The sequence below is a fragment of the Nonomuraea jabiensis genome (assembly GCF_014204795.1).
In the GTDB taxonomy this organism is placed as follows: Bacteria; Actinomycetota; Actinomycetes; order Streptosporangiales; family Streptosporangiaceae; genus Nonomuraea; species Nonomuraea jabiensis.
On the sequence record NZ_JACHMB010000001.1, the window covers coordinates 2984594 to 3003083 of the forward strand.

At 69.1% G+C, this 18490-nt stretch carries 25 protein-coding genes and 1 tRNA gene; 15 read left to right on the forward strand and 11 right to left on the reverse strand.

What is annotated here, in order from left to right; all coding sequences use genetic code 11:
- Nucleotides 1–50: 50 nt before the first annotated feature.
- Nucleotides 51–899 carry a KPN_02809 family neutral zinc metallopeptidase gene (ypfJ, locus tag HD596_RS13070; protein WP_185069513.1) on the forward strand — a complete coding sequence of 283 codons (849 nt, stop codon included), beginning with the start codon at nt 51–53 and terminating at the stop codon, nt 897–899.
- Nucleotides 900–946: 47 nt separating this feature from the next.
- Nucleotides 947–1243: a type II toxin-antitoxin system VapB family antitoxin gene (locus HD596_RS13075; RefSeq protein ID WP_185069514.1), complete on the forward strand. Its 297-nt coding sequence runs from the start codon at nt 947–949 to the stop codon at nt 1241–1243.
- 121 nt (nt 1244–1364) lie between these two features.
- Here the strand turns inward: HD596_RS13075 and HD596_RS13080 are convergent.
- From HD596_RS13080 to HD596_RS13095, 4 genes are all read right to left on the reverse strand, one after another.
- Nucleotides 1365–1454: transfer RNA gene (locus HD596_RS13080), tRNA-Ser, on the reverse strand.
- 10 nt (nt 1455–1464) lie between these two features.
- Nucleotides 1465–1902: a tRNA adenosine(34) deaminase TadA gene (tadA, locus tag HD596_RS13085; RefSeq protein WP_185078449.1), complete on the reverse strand. Its 438-nt coding sequence runs from the start codon at nt 1900–1902 to the stop codon at nt 1465–1467.
- Nucleotides 1903–1933: 31 nt separating this feature from the next.
- A complete protein-coding gene (locus tag HD596_RS13090; RefSeq protein ID WP_185069515.1) occupies nt 1934–2410 on the reverse strand; it encodes a tRNA adenosine deaminase-associated protein in 477 nt (158 codons plus the stop codon).
- Nucleotides 2411–2427: 17 nt separating this feature from the next.
- On the reverse strand, nt 2428–2940 hold the full coding sequence (locus tag HD596_RS13095; RefSeq protein ID WP_376775841.1) for a tRNA adenosine deaminase-associated protein: 513 nt from the start codon (nt 2938–2940) through the stop codon (nt 2428–2430).
- Nucleotides 2941–3142: 202 nt separating this feature from the next.
- Here HD596_RS13095 and upp point away from each other — a divergent pair, with 202 nt between their 5' ends.
- The 6 genes from upp to HD596_RS13125 all read left to right on the forward strand — a co-directional run bounded on the left by upp (nt 3143) and on the right by HD596_RS13125 (nt 7679).
- Nucleotides 3143–3781 carry a uracil phosphoribosyltransferase gene (gene upp, locus HD596_RS13100; protein WP_185069517.1) on the forward strand — a complete coding sequence of 213 codons (639 nt, stop codon included), beginning with the start codon at nt 3143–3145 and terminating at the stop codon, nt 3779–3781.
- Between the two features lie 122 nt (nt 3782–3903).
- Entirely contained in the window at nt 3904–4128 is a 225-nt protein-coding gene (locus tag HD596_RS13105; RefSeq protein ID WP_185069518.1) for a hypothetical protein, read from the forward strand.
- Between the two features lie 250 nt (nt 4129–4378).
- Nucleotides 4379–4912, forward strand: a complete 534-nt coding sequence (locus tag HD596_RS13110; protein WP_185069519.1) for a PH domain-containing protein — start codon at nt 4379–4381, stop codon at nt 4910–4912.
- Between the two features lie 96 nt (nt 4913–5008).
- Complete coding sequence (locus HD596_RS13115; protein WP_185069520.1) at nt 5009–6352, forward strand: helix-turn-helix domain-containing protein; 1344 nt, start codon at nt 5009–5011, stop codon at nt 6350–6352.
- 100 nt (nt 6353–6452) lie between these two features.
- On the forward strand, nt 6453–7127 hold the full coding sequence (locus tag HD596_RS13120) for a FadR/GntR family transcriptional regulator (RefSeq protein ID WP_185069521.1): 675 nt from the start codon (nt 6453–6455) through the stop codon (nt 7125–7127).
- A gap of 99 nt (nt 7128–7226) precedes the next feature.
- Entirely contained in the window at nt 7227–7679 is a 453-nt protein-coding gene (locus tag HD596_RS13125) for a universal stress protein (protein WP_185069522.1), read from the forward strand.
- Nucleotides 7680–7743: 64 nt separating this feature from the next.
- On the opposite strand, the gene soxR is transcribed toward HD596_RS13125, so the two are convergent.
- Nucleotides 7744–8277, reverse strand: coding sequence for a redox-sensitive transcriptional activator SoxR (soxR, locus tag HD596_RS13130; protein ID WP_185069523.1), 534 nt, complete (start codon nt 8275–8277; stop codon nt 7744–7746).
- Nucleotides 8278–8286: 9 nt separating this feature from the next.
- Nucleotides 8287–8718 (reverse strand): Lrp/AsnC family transcriptional regulator, encoded by a 432-nt coding sequence (locus tag HD596_RS64745; protein WP_313043834.1) that lies wholly within the window; start codon nt 8716–8718, stop codon nt 8287–8289.
- 56 nt (nt 8719–8774) lie between these two features.
- On the opposite strand from HD596_RS64745, the gene HD596_RS13140 reads away from it, so the two are divergent.
- On the forward strand, nt 8775–9689 hold the full coding sequence (locus HD596_RS13140; protein WP_185069524.1) for an SMP-30/gluconolactonase/LRE family protein: 915 nt from the start codon (nt 8775–8777) through the stop codon (nt 9687–9689).
- A gap of 2 nt (nt 9690–9691) precedes the next feature.
- Here the strand turns inward: HD596_RS13140 and HD596_RS13145 are convergent, their stop codons facing one another.
- Nucleotides 9692–10420, reverse strand: a complete 729-nt coding sequence (locus HD596_RS13145; protein WP_185069525.1) for an ABC transporter permease — start codon at nt 10418–10420, stop codon at nt 9692–9694.
- Nucleotides 10417–11322 (reverse strand): ABC transporter ATP-binding protein, encoded by a 906-nt coding sequence (locus tag HD596_RS13150; RefSeq protein WP_185069526.1) that lies wholly within the window; start codon nt 11320–11322, stop codon nt 10417–10419. Before HD596_RS13150 ends, HD596_RS13145 begins: the two co-directional genes overlap by 4 nt.
- A gap of 109 nt (nt 11323–11431) precedes the next feature.
- Between HD596_RS13150 and HD596_RS13155 the strand changes: the two genes are divergently transcribed.
- From HD596_RS13155 to dnaN, 3 genes are all read left to right on the forward strand, one after another.
- The gene (locus HD596_RS13155; protein WP_185069527.1) at nt 11432–12862 is read left to right on the forward strand and encodes a sensor histidine kinase; all 1431 of its coding nucleotides are present in this window, start codon (nt 11432–11434) and stop codon (nt 12860–12862) included.
- Complete coding sequence (locus tag HD596_RS13160) at nt 12862–13515, forward strand: response regulator (protein WP_185069528.1); 654 nt, start codon at nt 12862–12864, stop codon at nt 13513–13515. Before HD596_RS13155 ends, HD596_RS13160 begins: the two co-directional genes overlap by 1 nt.
- A 98-nt stretch (nt 13516–13613) precedes the next feature.
- The gene (gene dnaN, locus HD596_RS13165) at nt 13614–14711 is read left to right on the forward strand and encodes a DNA polymerase III subunit beta (protein ID WP_185069529.1); all 1098 of its coding nucleotides are present in this window, start codon (nt 13614–13616) and stop codon (nt 14709–14711) included.
- Here the strand turns inward: dnaN and HD596_RS13170 are convergent.
- Nucleotides 14694–15164 carry a MarR family winged helix-turn-helix transcriptional regulator gene (locus tag HD596_RS13170; protein ID WP_185069530.1) on the reverse strand — a complete coding sequence of 157 codons (471 nt, stop codon included), beginning with the start codon at nt 15162–15164 and terminating at the stop codon, nt 14694–14696. The genes dnaN and HD596_RS13170 overlap by 18 nt on opposite strands.
- Before the next feature lie 58 nt (nt 15165–15222).
- Between HD596_RS13170 and HD596_RS13175 the strand changes: the two genes are divergently transcribed.
- The gene (locus HD596_RS13175; RefSeq protein ID WP_185069531.1) at nt 15223–16059 is read left to right on the forward strand and encodes an SDR family oxidoreductase; all 837 of its coding nucleotides are present in this window, start codon (nt 15223–15225) and stop codon (nt 16057–16059) included.
- Between the two features lie 117 nt (nt 16060–16176).
- Nucleotides 16177–16755 carry a dihydrofolate reductase family protein gene (locus HD596_RS13180; RefSeq protein WP_185069532.1) on the forward strand — a complete coding sequence of 193 codons (579 nt, stop codon included), beginning with the start codon at nt 16177–16179 and terminating at the stop codon, nt 16753–16755.
- Here the strand turns inward: HD596_RS13180 and HD596_RS13185 are convergent.
- Complete coding sequence (locus HD596_RS13185) at nt 16737–17447, reverse strand: helix-turn-helix domain-containing protein (protein ID WP_185069533.1); 711 nt, start codon at nt 17445–17447, stop codon at nt 16737–16739. The two genes, HD596_RS13180 and HD596_RS13185, sit on opposite strands and share 19 nt — an antisense overlap.
- Nucleotides 17448–17527: 80 nt before the next feature.
- Here HD596_RS13185 and HD596_RS13190 point away from each other — a divergent pair, with 80 nt between their 5' ends.
- A complete protein-coding gene (locus HD596_RS13190; protein ID WP_221519305.1) occupies nt 17528–18040 on the forward strand; it encodes a GtrA family protein in 513 nt (170 codons plus the stop codon).
- 95 nt (nt 18041–18135) lie between these two features.
- On the opposite strand, the gene HD596_RS13195 is transcribed toward HD596_RS13190, so the two are convergent.
- Entirely contained in the window at nt 18136–18366 is a 231-nt protein-coding gene (locus HD596_RS13195) for a hypothetical protein (protein ID WP_185069535.1), read from the reverse strand.
- Nucleotides 18367–18490: the final 124 nt, after the last annotated feature.

An 18490-nucleotide genomic window follows, 5' to 3' on the forward strand; every position in this document is an offset into this window, starting at 1 on the left:
CGGCCCTGTGGGGAAGCTGTCATGCGGGCGGCAGCAGAAGGGACGTCAGTATGGACTTCAGAGACGACGTCGAACTCGACTCCTCGCAGGTCGAGGATGCCGGCGGCGGCGGTAATCCGGGCGGTGGCGGCGGCTTCCCCGGCGGCATGATCCTCGGCGGTGGCGGCATCGTCAGCCTGATCGCGCTCGTGCTGGTCTTCGTGCTGAACAACGTGGGCGGTGGCGGTGGCGGCGGCGAGCCCGCCCAGCAGCGGTCCCCGTCGAACCTGTCCGGGCAGTGCCGGACGGGCAAGGACGCCGACCAGTCGGAGCAGTGCCGGGTGGTCGGCGTGGTGAACAGCATCCAGGACTACTGGAAGCAGGAAATTTCGGGATATCGGGCGTCGAAGACGATCCTCTACTCCGGCCGCTTACGGACGGGCTGCGGCACGGCCAGCTCGGCGGTCGGCCCGTTCTACTGCCCCGGCGACCAGCGCGTCTACCTCGACCTGAGCTTCTTCGACCAGCTCCACACCCAGTTCGGCGCCAAGGGCGGCCCGTTCGCGCAGGCGTACGTGATCGCCCACGAGTACGGCCACCACGTGCAGGACCTGCTCGGCGCGCTCGACACGGGCGGCTCCTCCGTCTCCACCGAACTCCAGGCGGACTGCTACGCCGGCGTCTGGGCGCACAACGCGGTCAAGACCGGCTTCTACGAGAAGCCGTTCACCCAGGCGGATATCGCCGAGGCCCTGGACGCGGCCGCGGCGGTCGGCGACGACAGAATCCAGCAACGCACCCAAGGCAGAATCGATCCTGAATCGTTCACGCACGGCAGCTCCGAGCAACGCGTCAACGCCTTCCAACGCGGCTACGAAAACGGCGCGCCCGGCGCCTGCGACCCGGGTGACCTGCGCTGATGCCGCCGGACAACGCAAGGAATCGAATTCTCTCCTAAAATCGGGGGGTGATCTTCAAGCTTGTCGGCGACGGCCGCCCTTATCCCGACCACGGTCTCTCGAACCGGGAGTGGGCGCAGATCCCGCCACGGCAGGTCCGGCTCGACTCATTGATCACCACGAAGGCCGTACTGGACCTGCATTCGCTGCTCGCCGCCGACTCCACCTTCTACGGAGACCTTTTCCCGCACGTGGTGCAGTGGCAGGGCGAGCTCTATCTGGAGGACGGCCTGCACCGCGCGTTGCGCGCGGCCCTGCACCAAAGATCGATCCTGCACGCCAGGGTCCTCGAACTGCCCAACTGAGAAAGGAAAAAAGGGAGCCGCGGGATTCGCGGCTCCCTTTTGCGTACGCGCATAAATGATGTTGGAAAGCCCCCGCCTCATGACGAAGGGCCCCCGACCCGTAGGTCGGAGGCCCTTCTGGTGGCGGTGGTGGTGGGATTTGAACCCACGGATGAGTTGCCCCATCACACGCTTTCGAGGCGTGCGCCCTCGGCCACTAGGCGACACCACCGCGCATGAGCTTACCGGATCCGGCGAGTAGCGAAGAACCGCTTTAGTGCCGACGAGCACTCGTCCGCCAGCACCCCCATGACGACCTCGGGCCGATGGTTGAGCCGGCGGTCGCGTACGACGTCCCAGAGCGAGCCCACGGCCCCGCCCTTCTCGTCCACTGCGCCGTACACGATCCGGTCGACTCGGGCCAGCACAGCGGCGCCCGCGCACATCGTGCAGGGCTCCAGGGTCACCACGAGCGTGCAGCCGCTCAGCCGCCACTGGCCGCGCCGCACGGCCGCCTGCCGGAGGGCGAGGACCTCGGCGTGGGCCGTCGGGTCGGCGGAGGACTCGCGGTCGTTGCCCGCCGCGGACAGGACCTCGCCGAGCGGGTCGAGCACCACCGCGCCCACGGGGATCTCCCCCCTGGCCCCCGCCGCGTCCGCCTCCGCCAGCGCCAGGCGCATGGCCTCCTCGTACGTCACGGCAAGAGCTCGGTCACCGCAGCCGGTCGAGCTCGTCCGCGAAGGCCAGCCGCTCGGCGATCACCGACAGGATGTCGGCCGGCAGCATGCCCTCCTCCATGCTCAGCTCCAGCAGCTCCTCGGAGCTCACCCCGAGGTCGCTGAGCAGCTCGAAGTCGCCGGCCGGACGCACGCCCAGGCTGTTGCCCTCCTTGTCGGGCACCACGCCGGCGAACTCGGCGAACAGCTCGCCGAGCGGGTCGGACAGGATCGCGTGCGCGTCCGACAGGAACACGCGCGGCTCCTCCTCGCCCCGGTAGCGGGCGATCGCGAACCACTCGTCCTCGACCTCGACGCAGAGCAGGGCCAGCTCGTCGCCGGACAGGCCCAGCGCCTCCATGACCGCGTCACCGAGGTCGTCGACGATCTCGGCCTCACCCAGATCGATCTCGGCGCCGCTCCAGCCGTCCGAGGTCCTGACGAATGCCGCAGAGAAGGTGTTGGACGCCATGTCCGAGCTCCAGGGGGTCAGCCGAAGACCGATTCGATGGCACGCTCGAACGGCTCGGAGAAGCCGAGCCGCGCGGCGATGCTGGACAGCACATCTTCGGGCAGCAAGTCGATGTCGCCGGAGAGGATGCCCAGCTCCATCTCGTCCAACCCGAGATCGGCGAAGATCGACAGATCTCCGGCGGGGAGCACGGTCTCCTCGTCCTGGAGGATCTCGTCGAGCTCCTCCTCGTCCGGCACGGGCACGTCGAGGTAGTCGAGAACCTGGCGGGCCAGCGGGAAGTCCCAGGAGGCGGCGATGTCGGACAGGAACACGTCCACCCGCTCGCCCAGGACCCGCAGCGCCACGAAGAACTCGTCACCCACCGCGACCAGGCCGATCGTCCCGCTCTCGCTCGGCTGCTGCCGCAGGGCGTGGATCAGCCCCTTCAGGTCGGACGTGAGCACGACCGGCAGGAGCTCGGCGTCCCAGCACTCGTCCTCGCGATAAACCACGATGGCGAAATCGAGAGCGTCGTCTTCGTCTGCCATCGCCATCCCCACCCGACCTCTGACACGACAGATACCACCAGCACCCAATCGTTCCAGACCCGGGCACTAGGCGTGTGCCTCTCGGACCAAATTGTGATCAAAACCAATGCCTGAGGGGTCCGGCCGGGGTCAGCGCGCTCGGGGGAACCACCGCAGGTGGCGGGGTCCCCAGCACGTTCCCCAGCAGATAGCCTTGCCGTCTATGGAAACCCTCGTCGTCGACCATCCGCTCGTGGCCCACAAGCTGACCACGCTGCGCGATGTCCGCACCGACTCGCCGACCTTCCGCAGGCTCGCGGACGAGCTGGTGACGCTGCTCGCGTACGAGGCCACCCGCGACGTGCGCACCACCGACGTCACGGTCGAGACGCCCGTGTCCCCCGCCCACGGCGTGCGGCTGGCCAAGCCGTACCCCCTGGTGGTGCCCATCCTGCGGGCCGGGCTCGGCATGCTCGACGGCATGACCAGGCTGCTGCCCACGGCCGAGGTCGGGTTCCTCGGCATGATCAGGAACGAGTCCACCCTCCAGGCCGAGACGTACGCCACGCGGCTGCCCGACGACCTGTCGGGGCGCCAGTGCTACGTCGTCGACCCGATGCTGGCCACCGGCGGCACGCTGGCGGCGGCCGTGCAGTTCCTGTTCGACAGGGGCGCGGTCGACGTCACGGCCATCTGCCTGCTGGCCGCCCCCGAGGGCCTGGCGTACATGGACAAGGTGTTCGCCAACTCGGGCAAGCCCATCCGCGTGGTGACCGCCGCCCTCGACGAGCGGCTCAACGAGAACGGCTACATCGTGCCCGGCCTCGGCGACGCGGGCGACCGCCTCTACGGCGTGGTCTGACGCCACACGTGGCCTGAAAAGCACCTTTCCCGTCACAGGCAGTCATCTCTTCGTTACATACTGTTGTTTCGTGGGTACGAAGAGGCAGGAAGGCAACTTCCGCATGCGCGTGAGGGAGCACGATGAGCGATCACAGCGAGGCGGACCCGGCTCCGTACGCGGAGGTGGAAACTGTGCTGTGCGACGAGTTCGCCGGCATCCACTCCGCGACCACCGTAACGCGCTGCGTTGAAGCTGCGCACTACGGCGCGCTGGAGGTCACCGGTTACGCCCATCCAAGCCTTGTAGAGCGCATCGCACGCAAGCACCTTCACGTCCTGGCCCTCGTGGCCAGCGAACGCGGCTGACAAGATCGGAACTATCCCGCGAAGGCATCTTTACCCGGGCATCCGGGTGGGTAATGTATAGGGCGGGTGGAGTGGGTAAGGGCACGGAGGCGACGGTGCAGGTCAAAAAGGTCCTCACATACGGTGGTATCGCATTTGTCGCGTACTACCTGTTCGCGCGACCATCTGACGCCGCGGACGCGGTGAGAGGAGCGTTCGACACGGTGTTCAACGCGGCTGACTCGCTGGCTCAATTTGTGAACAGCCTGTCATGAGACTTGTGACCCACGGGGACTCCGCCCCGTCGTCGGTCAACCGATACCTTCTCCCCCAAGAACAACAGTTCATCATGGTCCGGCGGCACCCTGCGATCTTGCTGCGCCCGGTTGCCGAGGTGCTCGCCGGCCTGATCGTCGCGGGCTTGCTCAGCAGGTTCTTCGGAGGCAGCGATCAGGGTGGCACGGCGCTCGTCGTCGTGTGGTGGTTGTGGCTCCTGCTTCTGGTGCGTTTCGTGTGGAAAGTCGCGGAGTGGTCGGTCGATTACTTTGTGGTGACTTCGAAGCGCATGCTGCTGACAACGGGCTTGATCACCCGTAAGGTCGCGATGATGCCTTTGGGCAAGGTCACCGACATGAGCTTCCAAAGAAGTCTCCTTGGGCGCATGCTCGGTTACGGCGAGTTCATCCTCGAGTCAGCAGGTCAGGACCAGGCACTCTCGACGGTCGAGTACATTCCGTACCCCGAGACGCTGTACCTCGAGGTCTGCGGGATGCTTTTTCCCAGCAAGGACGAGAGCGACGATTAATCTCCTCGCGGGGAATTCTTCACTCGGGGATACCCGATTCGGCTACTTCATGCAATCATTGCGTGTTGTTGACCCTTCCCCGCCTTGAGAGATGAGATGCCGAGTCAGGGAACCATCGGTGACCGCGTCCGCGGACTGCGGCTGAACAGGCGGATGTCCCAGGCCCAACTGGCCGGACCCGACCTGTCTGACAGTTATGTCTCGCTCATAGAGTCAGGCAAGCGCACGCCGACTCCGGTCGTGGCCCGGCTGCTGGCCGAGCGGCTGGGGTGCACGACCGAGTTCCTCCTTCACGGGATCGAACCTCGGCAGCGCATCGACACCGAGCTCGGCCTGCGTCACGCCGAGCTCGAGCTGCAGCATGGCGACCCGTCCGTCGCCGCCGACCGCTTCACGGAGATCGTGAAGGCGGCCGACGAGGAGAATGCCATGCTGACCGCGCACGCCCGCTTCGGCAGGGCGCGCGCGCTCGAGGCCCAGGGTCGCCTCGGCCAGGCGGTGGAGGCGTTCGAGCGCCTGCGCAGGGAGGCCTCGGCTCACCCCGAGCGGCTGGCCGACCTCCCGCTCACGATCGCACTGAGCCGCTGCTACCAGCGGGCGGGCGACCGCCTGCGGGCCCGCGACCTGGCCACCGCCGCCCTCCAGCAGGCCGAGCGGCTGTCCATCACGCAGGGCGAGATCGCCGTCGACCTGGCAGCCGCTCTGGTCGAGGCACGCAGCGAGCGCGAGAGCGAGTCCCGCGAGCTGGGATACGTCCAGCGGGTGCTGGGCCTCACCGGCGTTCCTCAAGTTGTGGACCGTTCCGGAGAGATCCAGGCGCTGTGGCACGCGAGCGCCGCCGCCGCTGCCGGCGAGGACTCGGCGCTGGCCGTGCGCCTCGCCGACGACGCCATCATGGCCGGCCGCCAGGCCCGGCTGTCGCTGCAGCTGGCCAGGACCGCCATGCACTGGTCCAGGCTGACCACGGTGCCGGTCGACGAGGCCGAGCGCCTCATCTCGGCCGCCACCGAGGCGTTCGCCACCTTCCCCGGCACGGCACGCGAGCACGGCGAGAGCCTCGTCGTCCACGCGCGGGTCATGCTGCGGGCCGGCGCCTCGGCGCGGGCGAGCGAGCTGGCGACCTCGGCCCTGGGCCTGTCGCAGGACCGCGTCGGCACCACGCCCGCCGAGGCCCACCTCGTGCTGGCCACCGTCGCGTTCGACGAGGGGGGCGACGCCTCCGCGCACCTGCGCGACGCCCACCAGGCGCTCGACACGCTCGACCGGCCGGTGTTCGGCTCCGACCGGCAGGCCGCGCGTTGCTGGCGCGAGCTGGGCGACCTCTACGGCAGGGCCGGGTCCGGCACGCAGCAGACGGCCGCCTATCGTAAAGCCCTCGAGGCTGCCGGGGTCCGTTCCGCCATGGCGGGGGTGACCGTCGACGCCACAGTTTCGCGCTGATCCTCCAGGAGCTCCAGATTTGGTGTTTTGAGTCTGGAATAATTAGGGTCTACCAGTCATTGACTCATAGGATGATTGGTTTCCCCGGAGGAGGCGGACTGTGAGTCTGCGTACGGCGCAGCGGGCTTCGCTCGTCGACCAGGTGATCGACCAGCTCAAGGAGCAGATCACCTCAGGGTCGTGGCCAATGAACGGCAAGATCCCGACCGAGACGGTGCTCGCCGAGCAGCTCGGGGTGGGCCGCAACACCGTTCGGGAAGCCGTACGCGCGCTCACGCACGCCGGGCTGCTCGAGTGCCGTCAGGGGGACGGCACTTACGTCCGCGCGACCAGCGAGCTGTCCGGCGCGATGCTGCGCCGGCTCAAGCAGGCCGAGCAGCTCGAGATCCTCGAGGTACGCCGTGCGCTCGAGGTCGAGTCCGCGCGCCTGGCCGCCACCCGGCGCACGGATGACGACATCAAGCACATCGAGGCGGCCCTGGCCGAGCGGGACCGGGCCTGGGAGCTGGACGACCCCGACTACTTCGTGGAGGCCGACCTGGCCTTCCACATGGCCGTGGCGCACGCGACGCACAACCTCGTGCTGATCGACCTGTACGAGGACTTCTCGGCGGCGCTGCGCGCCAGCATCACGGCCGCGGGCACCTCGCTCAACAAGAGCTACATCCCGCACGACGCCATCGCCCGCGCCATCGCGGCGGGGGACGCGGCGGCGGCCGAGCGGGCGGGGCACGCCTGCATGGAACACATCCTCATCGCCCTCACCGAGTCCTGATCCCCTCCCCGGGGTGTGACAAAGCAGACAGCGGCCCCTGGAATGGCGCCTGATCGCTTCGGTGCTCTAGCAGAAGAGTGAAGCGAAAGGGAGAACGCCATGACCATCCTTGTCGCCTACGACGGCTCGGCCGACTCGCGAACCGCGATCGAATTCGCGGCCAAGCATCTCGCCGCCGAGTCCACCGTCGTCGTGACGGTGTGGGAGCCGCTGCTCGTGCAGCTCAAGAAGTATCCGCTGGCCGCGGGCGCCCTCGACCAGAGCACCGAGGACGAGGCGCACGCGCAGGCGGAGCAGCATGCCCGGGAGGGGGCCGAGCTGGCCATCGCGGCCGGGCTCTCGGATGTCACCTACCGGGCGGTGGCTGACAACGAGTCGATCTGGAAGACGATTGTCGACGTGGCGGACGAGGTGGACGCCTCGCTGATCGTCACGGGATCGCGGGGGTTGGCGGGGGTGCGATCGGTGTTGCTGGGCAGTGTGTCCAACCACGTGCTCCATCACGCGCACCGGCCGACGCTCATCGTCCCGCCGGCCAAGCCCGCCCGCTGAGAGGGCTCAGGACCCCCGCCGAGTCGGCTGGGGTCCTTCTGCGTCTCCAAGGGCGAGGGGGGCGTCAGGAGGCCGTCGGGAGGGGCGTTTCCATGAAGGGGGCGCAGCCCGGGGTGGCGGCGCAGGACTGGGGCGGCGGGCAGAGGCGGGTGTCGATGCGGCGGGCGCCCGGGCCCTCGTCGCCGAGCCGGTCGTGCGGGTTGGCCACCGGGCACCGGTCGAGCGACAGGCAGCCGCACCCGATGCATTCCGTGAGGTCGTCGCGCAGCCGCTGAAGCTGCTCGATCCGGTCGTCCAGCTCCCCGCGCCAGGCGGCCGACAGCCGGGCCCAGTCGTCCCGGGTGGGCGTGCGCTCGTCCGGCAGCTCGGCCAGGGCGTCCTTGATGGTCTTCAGGGGGATGCCGATGCGCTGGGCCAGCCTGATGAACGCGACCCTGCGCAGGCTGTCACGGGTGTACCGGCGCTGGTTTCCCGCCGTACGGCGGCTCTTGATCAGTCCCTTGGCCTCGTAGAAGTGCAGGGCGGAGACGGCGACCCCGCTGCGCTCGGCGAGCTGGCCGACGGTGAGCTCCTTGGTGTTCCAGGCGACCTTCGTCATACCTGGAGATTACTTGAGGGTCCGCTCGAACAGCGTCTCCAGGACCACGATCGTCCGCGTCCCCGTGACCCCGTCCACCCCGAACACCCGGCGCAGCACGTCCTGCAGCTCCACCGTCCCGGCCATACGGACCTTGAGCAGCACCGACGCCGGCCCCGCGATGACGTGCGCCTCCTCGATCTCCGGGATCGCCGCCAGCCGGTCGGCGCTGTCGCCCATCCAGGTGCTCCCGTCCACCAGCACGTACGCCGTCACCGCGCGCCCGAGCGCCGCCTGGTCCACCTCGATCGTCGTGCGCCTGATCACCCCGCGCTCGCGCAGCTTGCGCACCCGCTCGTGCGCGGCCCCGCTGGACAGCCCCACCGCCTTGCCCAGCACCGCGTACGACCGCGTCGCGTCCTCCTCCAGCAGGCCGATCAGCATCCTGTCGATATCATCCACAACCGAATGCTATCCGGTGATATGCCGCAGATGTCGAACAGCATATTGTGGATCGTATGACGGACACGATCCCCACTGAGTTCGAGGTGCTCGACGAGCGGTTCGCCGCGGTAGGCGGAGACGACTATGTCGAACGCCTCCACACCGGCACCCGCTGGGCGGAGGGCCCTGTTTACTTCCCGGCCGGCCGGTTCCTGGTCTGGAGCGACATCCCCAACGAGCGGATGCTGCGCTGGGACGAGATGACGGGCGCGGTCGGCCTGTTCCGCCAGCCGTCCGGCTACACCAACGGCAACACCCTCGACCGCGAGGGCCGACTGATCTCCTGCGAGCACGGCAACCGCCGCGTCACCCGCACCGAGCACGACGGCTCGATCACGGTCGTCGCCGACCGCTGGGAGGGCAAGCGGCTCAACAGCCCCAACGACGTCGTGGTCCGCTCCGACGGGTCGATCTGGTTCACCGACCCGCCGTACGGGATCCTCAGCAACTACGAAGGCCACGCCGCCGAGCAGGAGATCGACGGCTGTCACGTCTACCGCGCCGACCCGGTGACGGGCGAGGTCCGCGTCGTGGCCGACGACTTCTCCCGGCCCAACGGCCTGGCGTTCTCGCTCGACGAGAGCCGGCTCTACGTCGCCGACACGCGGATGAAGCACCTGCGCGTGTTCGACGTGCGCGAGGACGGCACGCTGGCGGGCGGCAAGATCTTCGCCGAGGGGACGGAGCAGGACATCTTCGACGGCCTGCGGCTCGACGACACGGGCCGCGTCTGGGCCGCGGCAGGCAGGGCGGTGCTCTGCTACGACCCGGACGGCACGCTGATCGGCCGGCTGAAGCTCCCGGAGCCCACGGCCAACCTGGTGTTCGGCGGGCTCAAGCGCAACCGGATGTTCATCACGGCCTCGTCCTCGCTCTACTCCCTGATGACCAACGTCACCGGCGCGCGCCCGGTCTGGGCCGGGCGCTAGCCTCACTCCCACCTGAACAGCCGCACGGCCAGCCCACCGAAGATCAGCAGCGCGGCGCCCACCACCGCGAGGTGCGCGGCCTGCGGCGCGTGGCCCGCCCAGGTGTCCCTGAGCGCCTGGGCGAACGGGCCCGCGACGGAGTAGTCGCTGACCGTCCGCAGCGCGTCCGGCATGATGTCGCGCGGCACCCACATGCCCCCCAGGAACATCAGCGGGAACATCACCGCGGACCCGATCCCCGGCGCGACCTTCGCGTTGGGCGCCACCGCGGCGATCACCAGCCCGATGGCCTGCAGCGCGGCGCTGCCGAGCAGGAAGACCAGGACGAACCCCACCCACTGCCGCGGCGCCGCCGACCCGAACACCAGCGAGCCCGTCACGATCAGCAGGGCCGTGGTGATCGCCCCGACCGTCAGGTTGATCAGGAGCTGCACCCCCAGCAGCCGTCCCGGGTGCACAGGGGTGGTGGACATCCGCCTGAGCACCCCTTGCTCGCGGTAGGCGGTCAGCACGGCGGGCACCACGTTGCAGGCCAGGACCAGCAGCGCGAGCAGCGTCATCATGCTCGGCAGCTGCGTGTCCACGGCCCTCTCCCCCGATGCCGCGGGCTGGGTCATGATCGGGATGCTGAGTCCCAGCACGAGCAGGAGCGCGACCGGCAGCCCGATCGTGAAGATCAGGAACGGCCATTCGCGCAGGTGCAGCTTGGTCTCCACGAGGAGCAGCTTCATGCCAGCTTCCTTCCGGTGAGTGCGAGGAACGCGTCGTCGAGCGTGGCCTGCTCGATCCGCAGGTCTCCTGGAACGACTCCCTGCCGGGCCAGGGCGAGCGTGACGGCCGGCGCGAGGTTGCCCGTGCCGCTCACCACGAGCTGGTCGCCGCTCCTGGTGACCTCACGTACCTCCGGCAGGGCCCGGAGCACCGCGTCGTCGACGGGCGCCGACGGCCGGAACCTCAGCCGCTGCTCCTCCCCCACCTGCGCGATGAGCCCGGCGGGAGTGTCCGTGGCCGCCACCTTGCCCGCGTCGATGAGCGCGAGCCGGTCGCAGAGCCGCTCGGCCTCCTCCATGAAGTGCGTGACCAGCACGATCGTCACGCCGGAGTCGCGTACCTGCTCGACCAGCTCCCAGGTGTCCCTGCGAGCCTGCGGGTCGAGGCCGGTGGTCAGCTCGTCCAGCACCGCGACGCGCGGCCTGCCGACCAGCGCCAGCGCGACCGAGAGCCGCTGGCGCTGTCCGCCGGAGAGCTTCTTGAACGCCGTGTCGCGCTTGCCGCCGAGGCCGACCCGTTCGAGCAGCTCGGACCAGTCGGCGGGGTCGGGGTAGAAGGAGGCGTACAGGTCCATGGCCTCCCACACCTTGATCTTCTCGGGCAGCGCCGCGCTCTGCAGCTGCATGCCCAGCACGTGGCGCAGCTCGCCCCTGTTGAGCTGCGGGTCCAGCCCGGCCACCCGTACGGTGCCGCCGTCAGGCACGCGCAGGCCGGCCACGCATTCCACGGTGGTGGTCTTGCCCGCGCCGTTCGGGCCGAGGATGCCGAAGATCTCACCCTCGGCCACCTCGAACGACACGTCCTCGACCGCCAGCTGGTTCGGGTACTGCTTGCGCAGGTTCCTGACTTCGATGACCTTCATGGAGACGACGCTAGGAACGCGGCCTTCGCCGGGGAATCCGGTTGGATGTCGGGCAAGGGTGCACCTAGGTGCAATGGTCCGGCCGCGCCCGTTGGCTCAGACTGGGGGCATGCTGCTGCGAAGGTTCGGTCAGGCCGCGGCGCTGATCGGGCTCCTCCTCGTCGAGGTGCCGGCGATCGCGCTCAGCCTCACCATGCTGCTGCTGTCGTTCGGGGTGGGCATGGTGTTCCTGTACTCGCCGCAGGTCAAGGTGGTCAGGAGGCTGGCCGAGCTCAACCGGCGGCTGATGCGGAGCTGGGCCGACGTACGCATCGAGTCCCCGTACCTGCCCGAGCCCCCGCCTCCGGAGCCGCAGGCGGACGGCATGTACCGCTCCGACCGGACCCTCTACAAGACGCCGCGGATCCCCGCGTGGAACAACCGGTGGAGGTGGCTGACCTCCGACCCGGCGACCTGGCGCGACCTGATCTGGCTGGTGCTCGAACCGCTGGTGAAGGCGGCACTGCTGCCGGTGTTCGTCACGCTCCCCGAGCGGGGCCTGCGGATCTACGCCCTCTGGAGCGACCTCATGCTCCGCGCGACCGTCGCCAGCCGCCTGGCGAGCCAGGTGAGCCACCTCACGCGGACGCGTAACCTGGCCGCCGACTCGCAGGCCGCCGAGATGCGCAGGATCGAGCGGGACCTGCACGACGGCACGCAGGCCCGGCTGGTGGCGATCGGCATGACGCTGGGCGCGGTCGAGGAGCTCGTCGACAAGGACCCCGCGGCGGCCAAGGCGCTGCTGTCGAAGGCCCGGGACGCCTCCTCCGAGACGCTGACCGAGCTGCGCCGGGTCATCCGCGGCATCCACCCTCCGGTGCTGGCCGAGCGCGGGCTGGCCGACGCCGTACGCGCGCTGGCCATGGACAGCCCGTTGCAGGTCACGGTGGACGTCGACCTGCCGCACCGGCCCGAGGCGCCGGTGGAGGCGGCGGTGTACTTCGCGGTCAGCGAGCTGCTCTCCAACGCCGCCCGGCACGGCGACGCGCGCACGGTGACGGTGGATCTCAGCACCAACGGGCCCAACCTGCGCGTCACGGTCACCGACGACGGCATGGGCGGCGCCGATCCGGCCAAGGGCAGCGGCCTGTCCGGGATCGAGCGGCGGCTGGCCGCCTTCGACGGGCTGCTCGCCGTGCACAGCCCGCCGGGCGGCCCCACCACCGTGTCGATGGAGCTGCCCCGGGTGCTGCCCGAGCACTGGGCGGGCGGCCTGCCCAAGCTGCCGCGATGGAAGGCGGCCATCGTCGTGTTCCTCTGGGCGACGGCCTGGTGCCCGACCTTCCCTCAGGGCATCGTGGCCGGCGTCATGAAGACGTTAGGCATCGACGAGAGGAGCTGGTTCCTCGCCCTGTACCTGCCCGATCCCTGGCAGTGGCCGGCCATCCTCGGCATGATCATGCTGGGCCTGTGCATGCACATCCTGGCCATCTGGATACCCTCCAACCACAAGCGCGACCTCTGGTTCGCGGGTGCCACGCCGATCAAACCATGGTGCTGATGAAGAACCGCGTACTCGTCGCCGAGGACCTCTACCTGCTCAGAGACGGGCTGGTGCACCTGCTCCAGGCCCACGGCTTCTCGGTCGTGGCGGCCGTGGAGAGCGGGCCCGAGCTGCTGCGGGGGCTGCTGGAGCTGCGGCCCGACGTTTCGATCGTGGACGTGCGGCTGCCGCCGACGTTCACGGACGAGGGGCTGCAGGCGGCGCTCGCGGCCAGGAAGCAGGTGCCGGGGCTGCCCGTCCTCGTGCTGTCCCAGCACGTCGAGCAGCTCTACGCCCGCGAGCTGCTGGCCGACGGCTCGGGCGCGATCGGCTATCTGCTCAAGGACCGGGTCTTCAACGCCGAGCAGTTCGTCGACGCCGTACGCAGGGTCGCCGAGGGCGGCACGGCCATGGACCCCGAGGTCATCGCCAAGCTGCTGGCCAGCAACGCCAGGCACGAGCCGCTGGCCGCGCTCACGCCGCGCGAGCGGGAGGTCCTGGAGGCCATGGCGGAAGGGCGCTCCAACACGGCCATCTGCCAGCGGCTCTACCTGAGCGAGAGCGCCGTGGCCAAGCACACGGCCTCGATTTTCGCCAAGCTGGGGCTCGCGCCGTCGGACGACGACAACCGCCGTGTGCTGGCCGTACTCGCCTATCTCAACAGCCGTTAGGAACCTTCCACCTGGGGTTGGTCACCAGGAGACCGCCCAGAGTTGTCGGTCGCACCGGCTATTTTCATAGGGGCACGGCGACGAAGGGGTGGTAGCAGGTGAAAATCCGGGTTAACCGCGATGTTCTGGCAGATGCGGTGGCGTGGGCTGCCCGAGTCCTGCCCAGCCGTCCCGTGGTGCCCGTCCTGTCCGGGCTGCTGCTGGAGGCGAGCGACGAGCTGGTCCTGTCCGCGTTCGACTACGACGTCTCGGCCAGGGCCGCGGTCGACGCCGACGTGGCCGAGGCGGGCAGCGTGCTGATCCCCGGGCGGCTGCTCGCCGAGATCAGCAGGAGCCTGCCCGCCGACGACGTGGAGATCGTCACCGAGGGCGCCGAGGCGGTGCTGACCTGCGGGAGCGCGGAGTTCGGGCTGATCACGATGCCGGTCGAGGACTTCCCGACCATGCCCACGATGCCGCCGAGCATCGGCGCCATCGGCGGCGGCGTGTTCGCCTCTGCGGTCGGCCAGGTCGCGCCCGCCGCCAGCCGCGACGACACGCTGCCCATGCTCACCGGCATCAGGGTCGACATCGAGGGCGAGTCCGTGGCCATGGCGGCCACCGACCGCTACCGCATCGCGGCCCGCGACTTCACCTGGCGCCCGGCCGGCCCCGACGTCTCGGTCTCGGCCATGGTCCCGGCGAAGGTGCTGGTCGAGGTGGCCAAGTCGCTGCGCGGCGGCGAGGTGTCGATCGCGATGGGCGACGGGGTGGCCGGGTTCGAGAGCGTCGGGCGGAGCACGACCGTGCGGCTGCTCGACGAGCAGTTCATCGACTACCGCTCCCGGCTGACCTCCGACTGGTCGATCAGGGCCGACGTGGCGGTGACGCCGTTCGTCAACGCCATCAAGCGCGTCGCCCTGGTGGCCGAGCGCAACACCGCGATCCGGCTGTCGTTCAGCCAGGGGCAGGTCCTCATCCAGGCGGGCGGCGGCGACATCGGGCGCGGCGCCGAGGTCGTCGACTGCGAGCTGCGGGGCGACGACATCCAGATCGCCTTCCAGTCGCAGTTCCTGCTCGACGGGCTGACCGGGATCGAGAGCGAGCTGGCCCGCATCAACATGGAGTCGCCCACCAGGCCCGCCCTGATCCAGGACGTGCCCGGCGACGCCGAGCCCGCCTTCCGCTACCTCGTCATGTCACTCCGCCAGGGCTGAGCCGCCGGTCTGGCGCTCGGCGACCAGCTTGAACACCCTCTTGAACGCCGTGTACGCCTCCTCGCCCACGGCCTTGGCGTGCTCCGCCTCCATGGCGGCGAGGATGGCGTCCGACTTGACCATGTGATCGCGCCCCTTCTCGGTGGGCACGATCAGCTTGGCCCGCCGGTCGGCCGGGTCCGGCTGCCGCTCCACGTAGCCCAGCTCGACCAGCTCGTCCACCAGCGTGCCGATCACCTGCTTGTGCTGGCCTGACTGCGTGGCCAGGTCCGTGGCCCTGCTGCCCTCCTCGTCCAGGTACGCCAGCACCGCCCCGTGCCGTGGCCTGAGCCCGGGATGCCCCTGCTGGGCCAGCGTCTCGAACAGCTGCCGTTGCAGGCTGAATAGGGTCCTGCTGGACAGGATGCCGAGATCGGGCTCTTCCTGCTTGCGCCGGCTCCTGCGCACCGTCATGTCCTCCATTTAGTCATAAATCTTGATTGTCACTGATTCTTACTATATCGTCGACCGCATGAGCATCTTGATCACGGGTGCCAACGGCACCGTTTCCAGCGCTGTCCTGCGCTCCCTGGCCGGCACCGCCGACGTGCGGGTCCTCGTGCGTGACGCGGCCAAGGCGCCGTCGGGGGTGGAGGTAGCGGTCGGCGATCTGGACGAACCCGCCACGCTCGACCGGGCCTTCCAGGGCGTGGACACGTTGTGGCTGCTGACCGCCATGGGCCCGCAGTCGCCGCACGCCAGCATGAACGCCGTCTGGGCCGCCAGGAAGGCCGGCGTGAGCCACGTCGTACGCATGTCGGCCATCGGCGCGGCCCACGACGCGCCGACCCGCAACGGCCGCCTGCACGCCCTGTCGGACGTCGAGCTCGCGGCCTCGGGCCTCGACTGGACCGTCATCCGCCCGGCCTTCTTCATGCAGAACCTTTTCGGCTCGGTCAACGGCGACACCTTGTACGGCGCGACCGGCGAGGGGCGGCTCGGCATGATCGACGTACGCGACATCGGCGACTTCGCCGCCACGGTCCTGCGCGCTCCCGCACAGCACAAGGGCAGCACCTACACTCTCACGGGCCCGGCCAGCGTCTCGCTGCGGGACGCGGCCGCCGTGCTGGGCGAGGTGTACGGCGCTCCGATCACCTACCAGCCGCTGACGCCGGACGACGCTCAACGGTCGATGCTGGACGCCGGGGTGTCCCCGTGGATCGCGGCGGTCACCAAGGAGTACCTGACGGCGTACGCGGCGGGGTGGGGTGACTACACGACGCCGGACTTCGAGAAGGTGATGGGCCGCCCGGCCCGGTCGTTCGCCGACTTCGCCCGCGCCCACGCCGCCCAGCTCCGCCCCTGACCGTCGTTTTCGTACAAGACGGTCACGGTGGCTCCTTCGTAGCATGGTCCCGGGCACTCCGGCCCGCTTGTCGATCCACCTGGCGACCTCGTCGCCGGACCATGAGGAGAACGGCACATGCGTGATCTGGTCTACACCGGATTCGTCTCGCTTGACGGCGTTGTGGACTCCCCCGGCGGCGGGCCGGGCGAGGAGCACCGCAGCGGTGGCTGGGTGGTCAAGGACGTCGAGTTCCTGCCCGAGGCCTTCTCGCTCAAGGGCGAGGAGCTCGCGGACACGACGGCGCTGATGTTCGGCCGCCGGAGCTACGAGGCGTTCGCGCCGACCTGGCGCGACTCGGAGGACCACGCGGCCTACAAGGAGCTGCCCAAGTACGTGGTCTCGGCCACGCTGTCCGAGGACGCCCTCGTCGAGGGATGGGGGCCGACGACGATCCTGCGCTCGGCCGACGACGTCGTCGAGCTGAAGAAGAGCGAGGGCGGCGCGATCTTCATCCATGGCAGCGCGGAGCTCGCCCGGCGGCTGTCGGAGGCCGGCCTGATCGACCGCTACCACCTGCTCCTCTTCCCGGTGCTGCTCGGAGCCGGGAAGAGCCTGTTCAGCAAGGCGGACATGGACAAGCAGATGCTGACCCTTCGAGCGTCCGAGGCCTATCCCAACGGGATCGTCAAGCTGATCTACGACGTCGCCCGCTGATCCAGATCCAGGCCGATCGCACCGCCGGTGCCCTCGCGGAGCTGTCGCGCCGTACGTCCGACGTACCGACGCAGCGCACGGGCCAGGTGCGGCTCGTCGAAGTACCCGAGCCTGGGGACGACCTCGGCGGCCAGGACGCCGCCGGCCAGGAGCGCCGAGGCCCTGCGTGCGCGCTCGATCTGCCGTACGGCGCCCTGGGTCAGGCCGGTCGCCTCCCGGAACCGGCGTTCGACGGTTCGTCCCGAGATCGCCGGACGGTGGCCGCGGCGGACCTCGGCGACGAGCGGGTCGCGGATCACGGCTCCGGCGCGGACCAGGCGGTCGACCAGGGCTTCGGCGTCTTCGAAGCCGGGGGATTCGCAGCGGACGCCGTCCAGGAGAAAGGTCCCGCGCGTGGCCTCGGGGAGCTCCACGCCCGCGTCGACCAGGGCTCGGGTGGGCACTGCCCGCAGCGACGTGCCCACGGCGAACTCGATGCCGACGAAGGTCGCGCCCTCCGGCACCGGCGCGGTGCCGGCCCTGGTCTCCGGGCCGGAAACACTCGCGTACGCCCTGCCCTCGCGCTCCCAGAAGACCAGGCCCCAGCACACCGTCGCGACGGAGGTCATCTCCGCGACGTGCTCGCTCGTACAGCTCCACACGGTGTCGACCCACGGCGAGTCGGACGCGCGCGTCTCGAACCGCAGTGTCACGGAAGAAGGATACGCGCGGCACCGCTCGACCGGTGAGAAGATCGAGGGTGCTCCGAATAGCAAAGGCAGTACTCGCGAGATTGCCGGCACCGCTGCACGCGCTTGCGCTGAAGCACCATGAGCTGCTGAAGTTCGCGGTGGTGGGTGGCACCACGTTCTTAGTGGACAACGCGGTGTTCTACGGGCTGAAGCTGACCGTTCTGGAACCGAAGCCGGTGACCGCGAAGATCATCGCGGTGCTCGTCGCGACGATCGTGTCCTACGTGTTGAACCGCGAATGGTCGTTCCGGACCAGGGGCGGCCGCGAGCGCCGTCACGAGGCGGCGCTGTTCTTCCTGGTCAGTGGCGTCGGTCTGGTGCTCAGCTCCGCGCCGCTGTGGATCTCCCGGTACGGGTTCCACCTGGAGACCCCGGACGTGAGCCTGGTGACCCAGGAGATCGCCGACTTCGTGAGCGCCCAGGTCATCGGCACGCTGATCGCCATGGTCTTCCGCTTCTGGGCGCTCCGGAAGTGGGTCTTCCCCGACGAGAAGGAACAGTCCGGCAGCGTGCGGCTGGCTCCCGCTCCGGATTCCACGGACGAGGCGGCCTGATCCCGTACACAACAGATGAGTCAGTGCTGCGCCATGTCCACGCACCCGGCAGTAGTGGCCCTGAAACGCCACCGTCACCGTGGCTGTGGGACCCGTTACAGTACGGCGACAGGCCACGATCGGCGGGGATGCGATGTCCCCTTGGCCAGGATGCGACGGGCGACGTCTGCTTTGCGATCCAGCACGGTTGGGGCATCGTTGTACAACAGATGGATGATCTTCTTGGCGGGCTTGCCAGTCGTTCCGATGATATGGATGCTCTTGTGCGAGCGCACCGTGAGACCCGTCATGCCCTGAGACGCAAGGAACTCGTTGAAAGCCTCCAACAGCTGACGCTTTCCTACCAGTCTCACTTGCGCTTTCCCGCCATACTCACCCAATGAGCCGTCTCCATCCAGGACGCCACGCCAAAAATGGCGTGACTTGGCAAGCGTACGATCTATGGAGCCG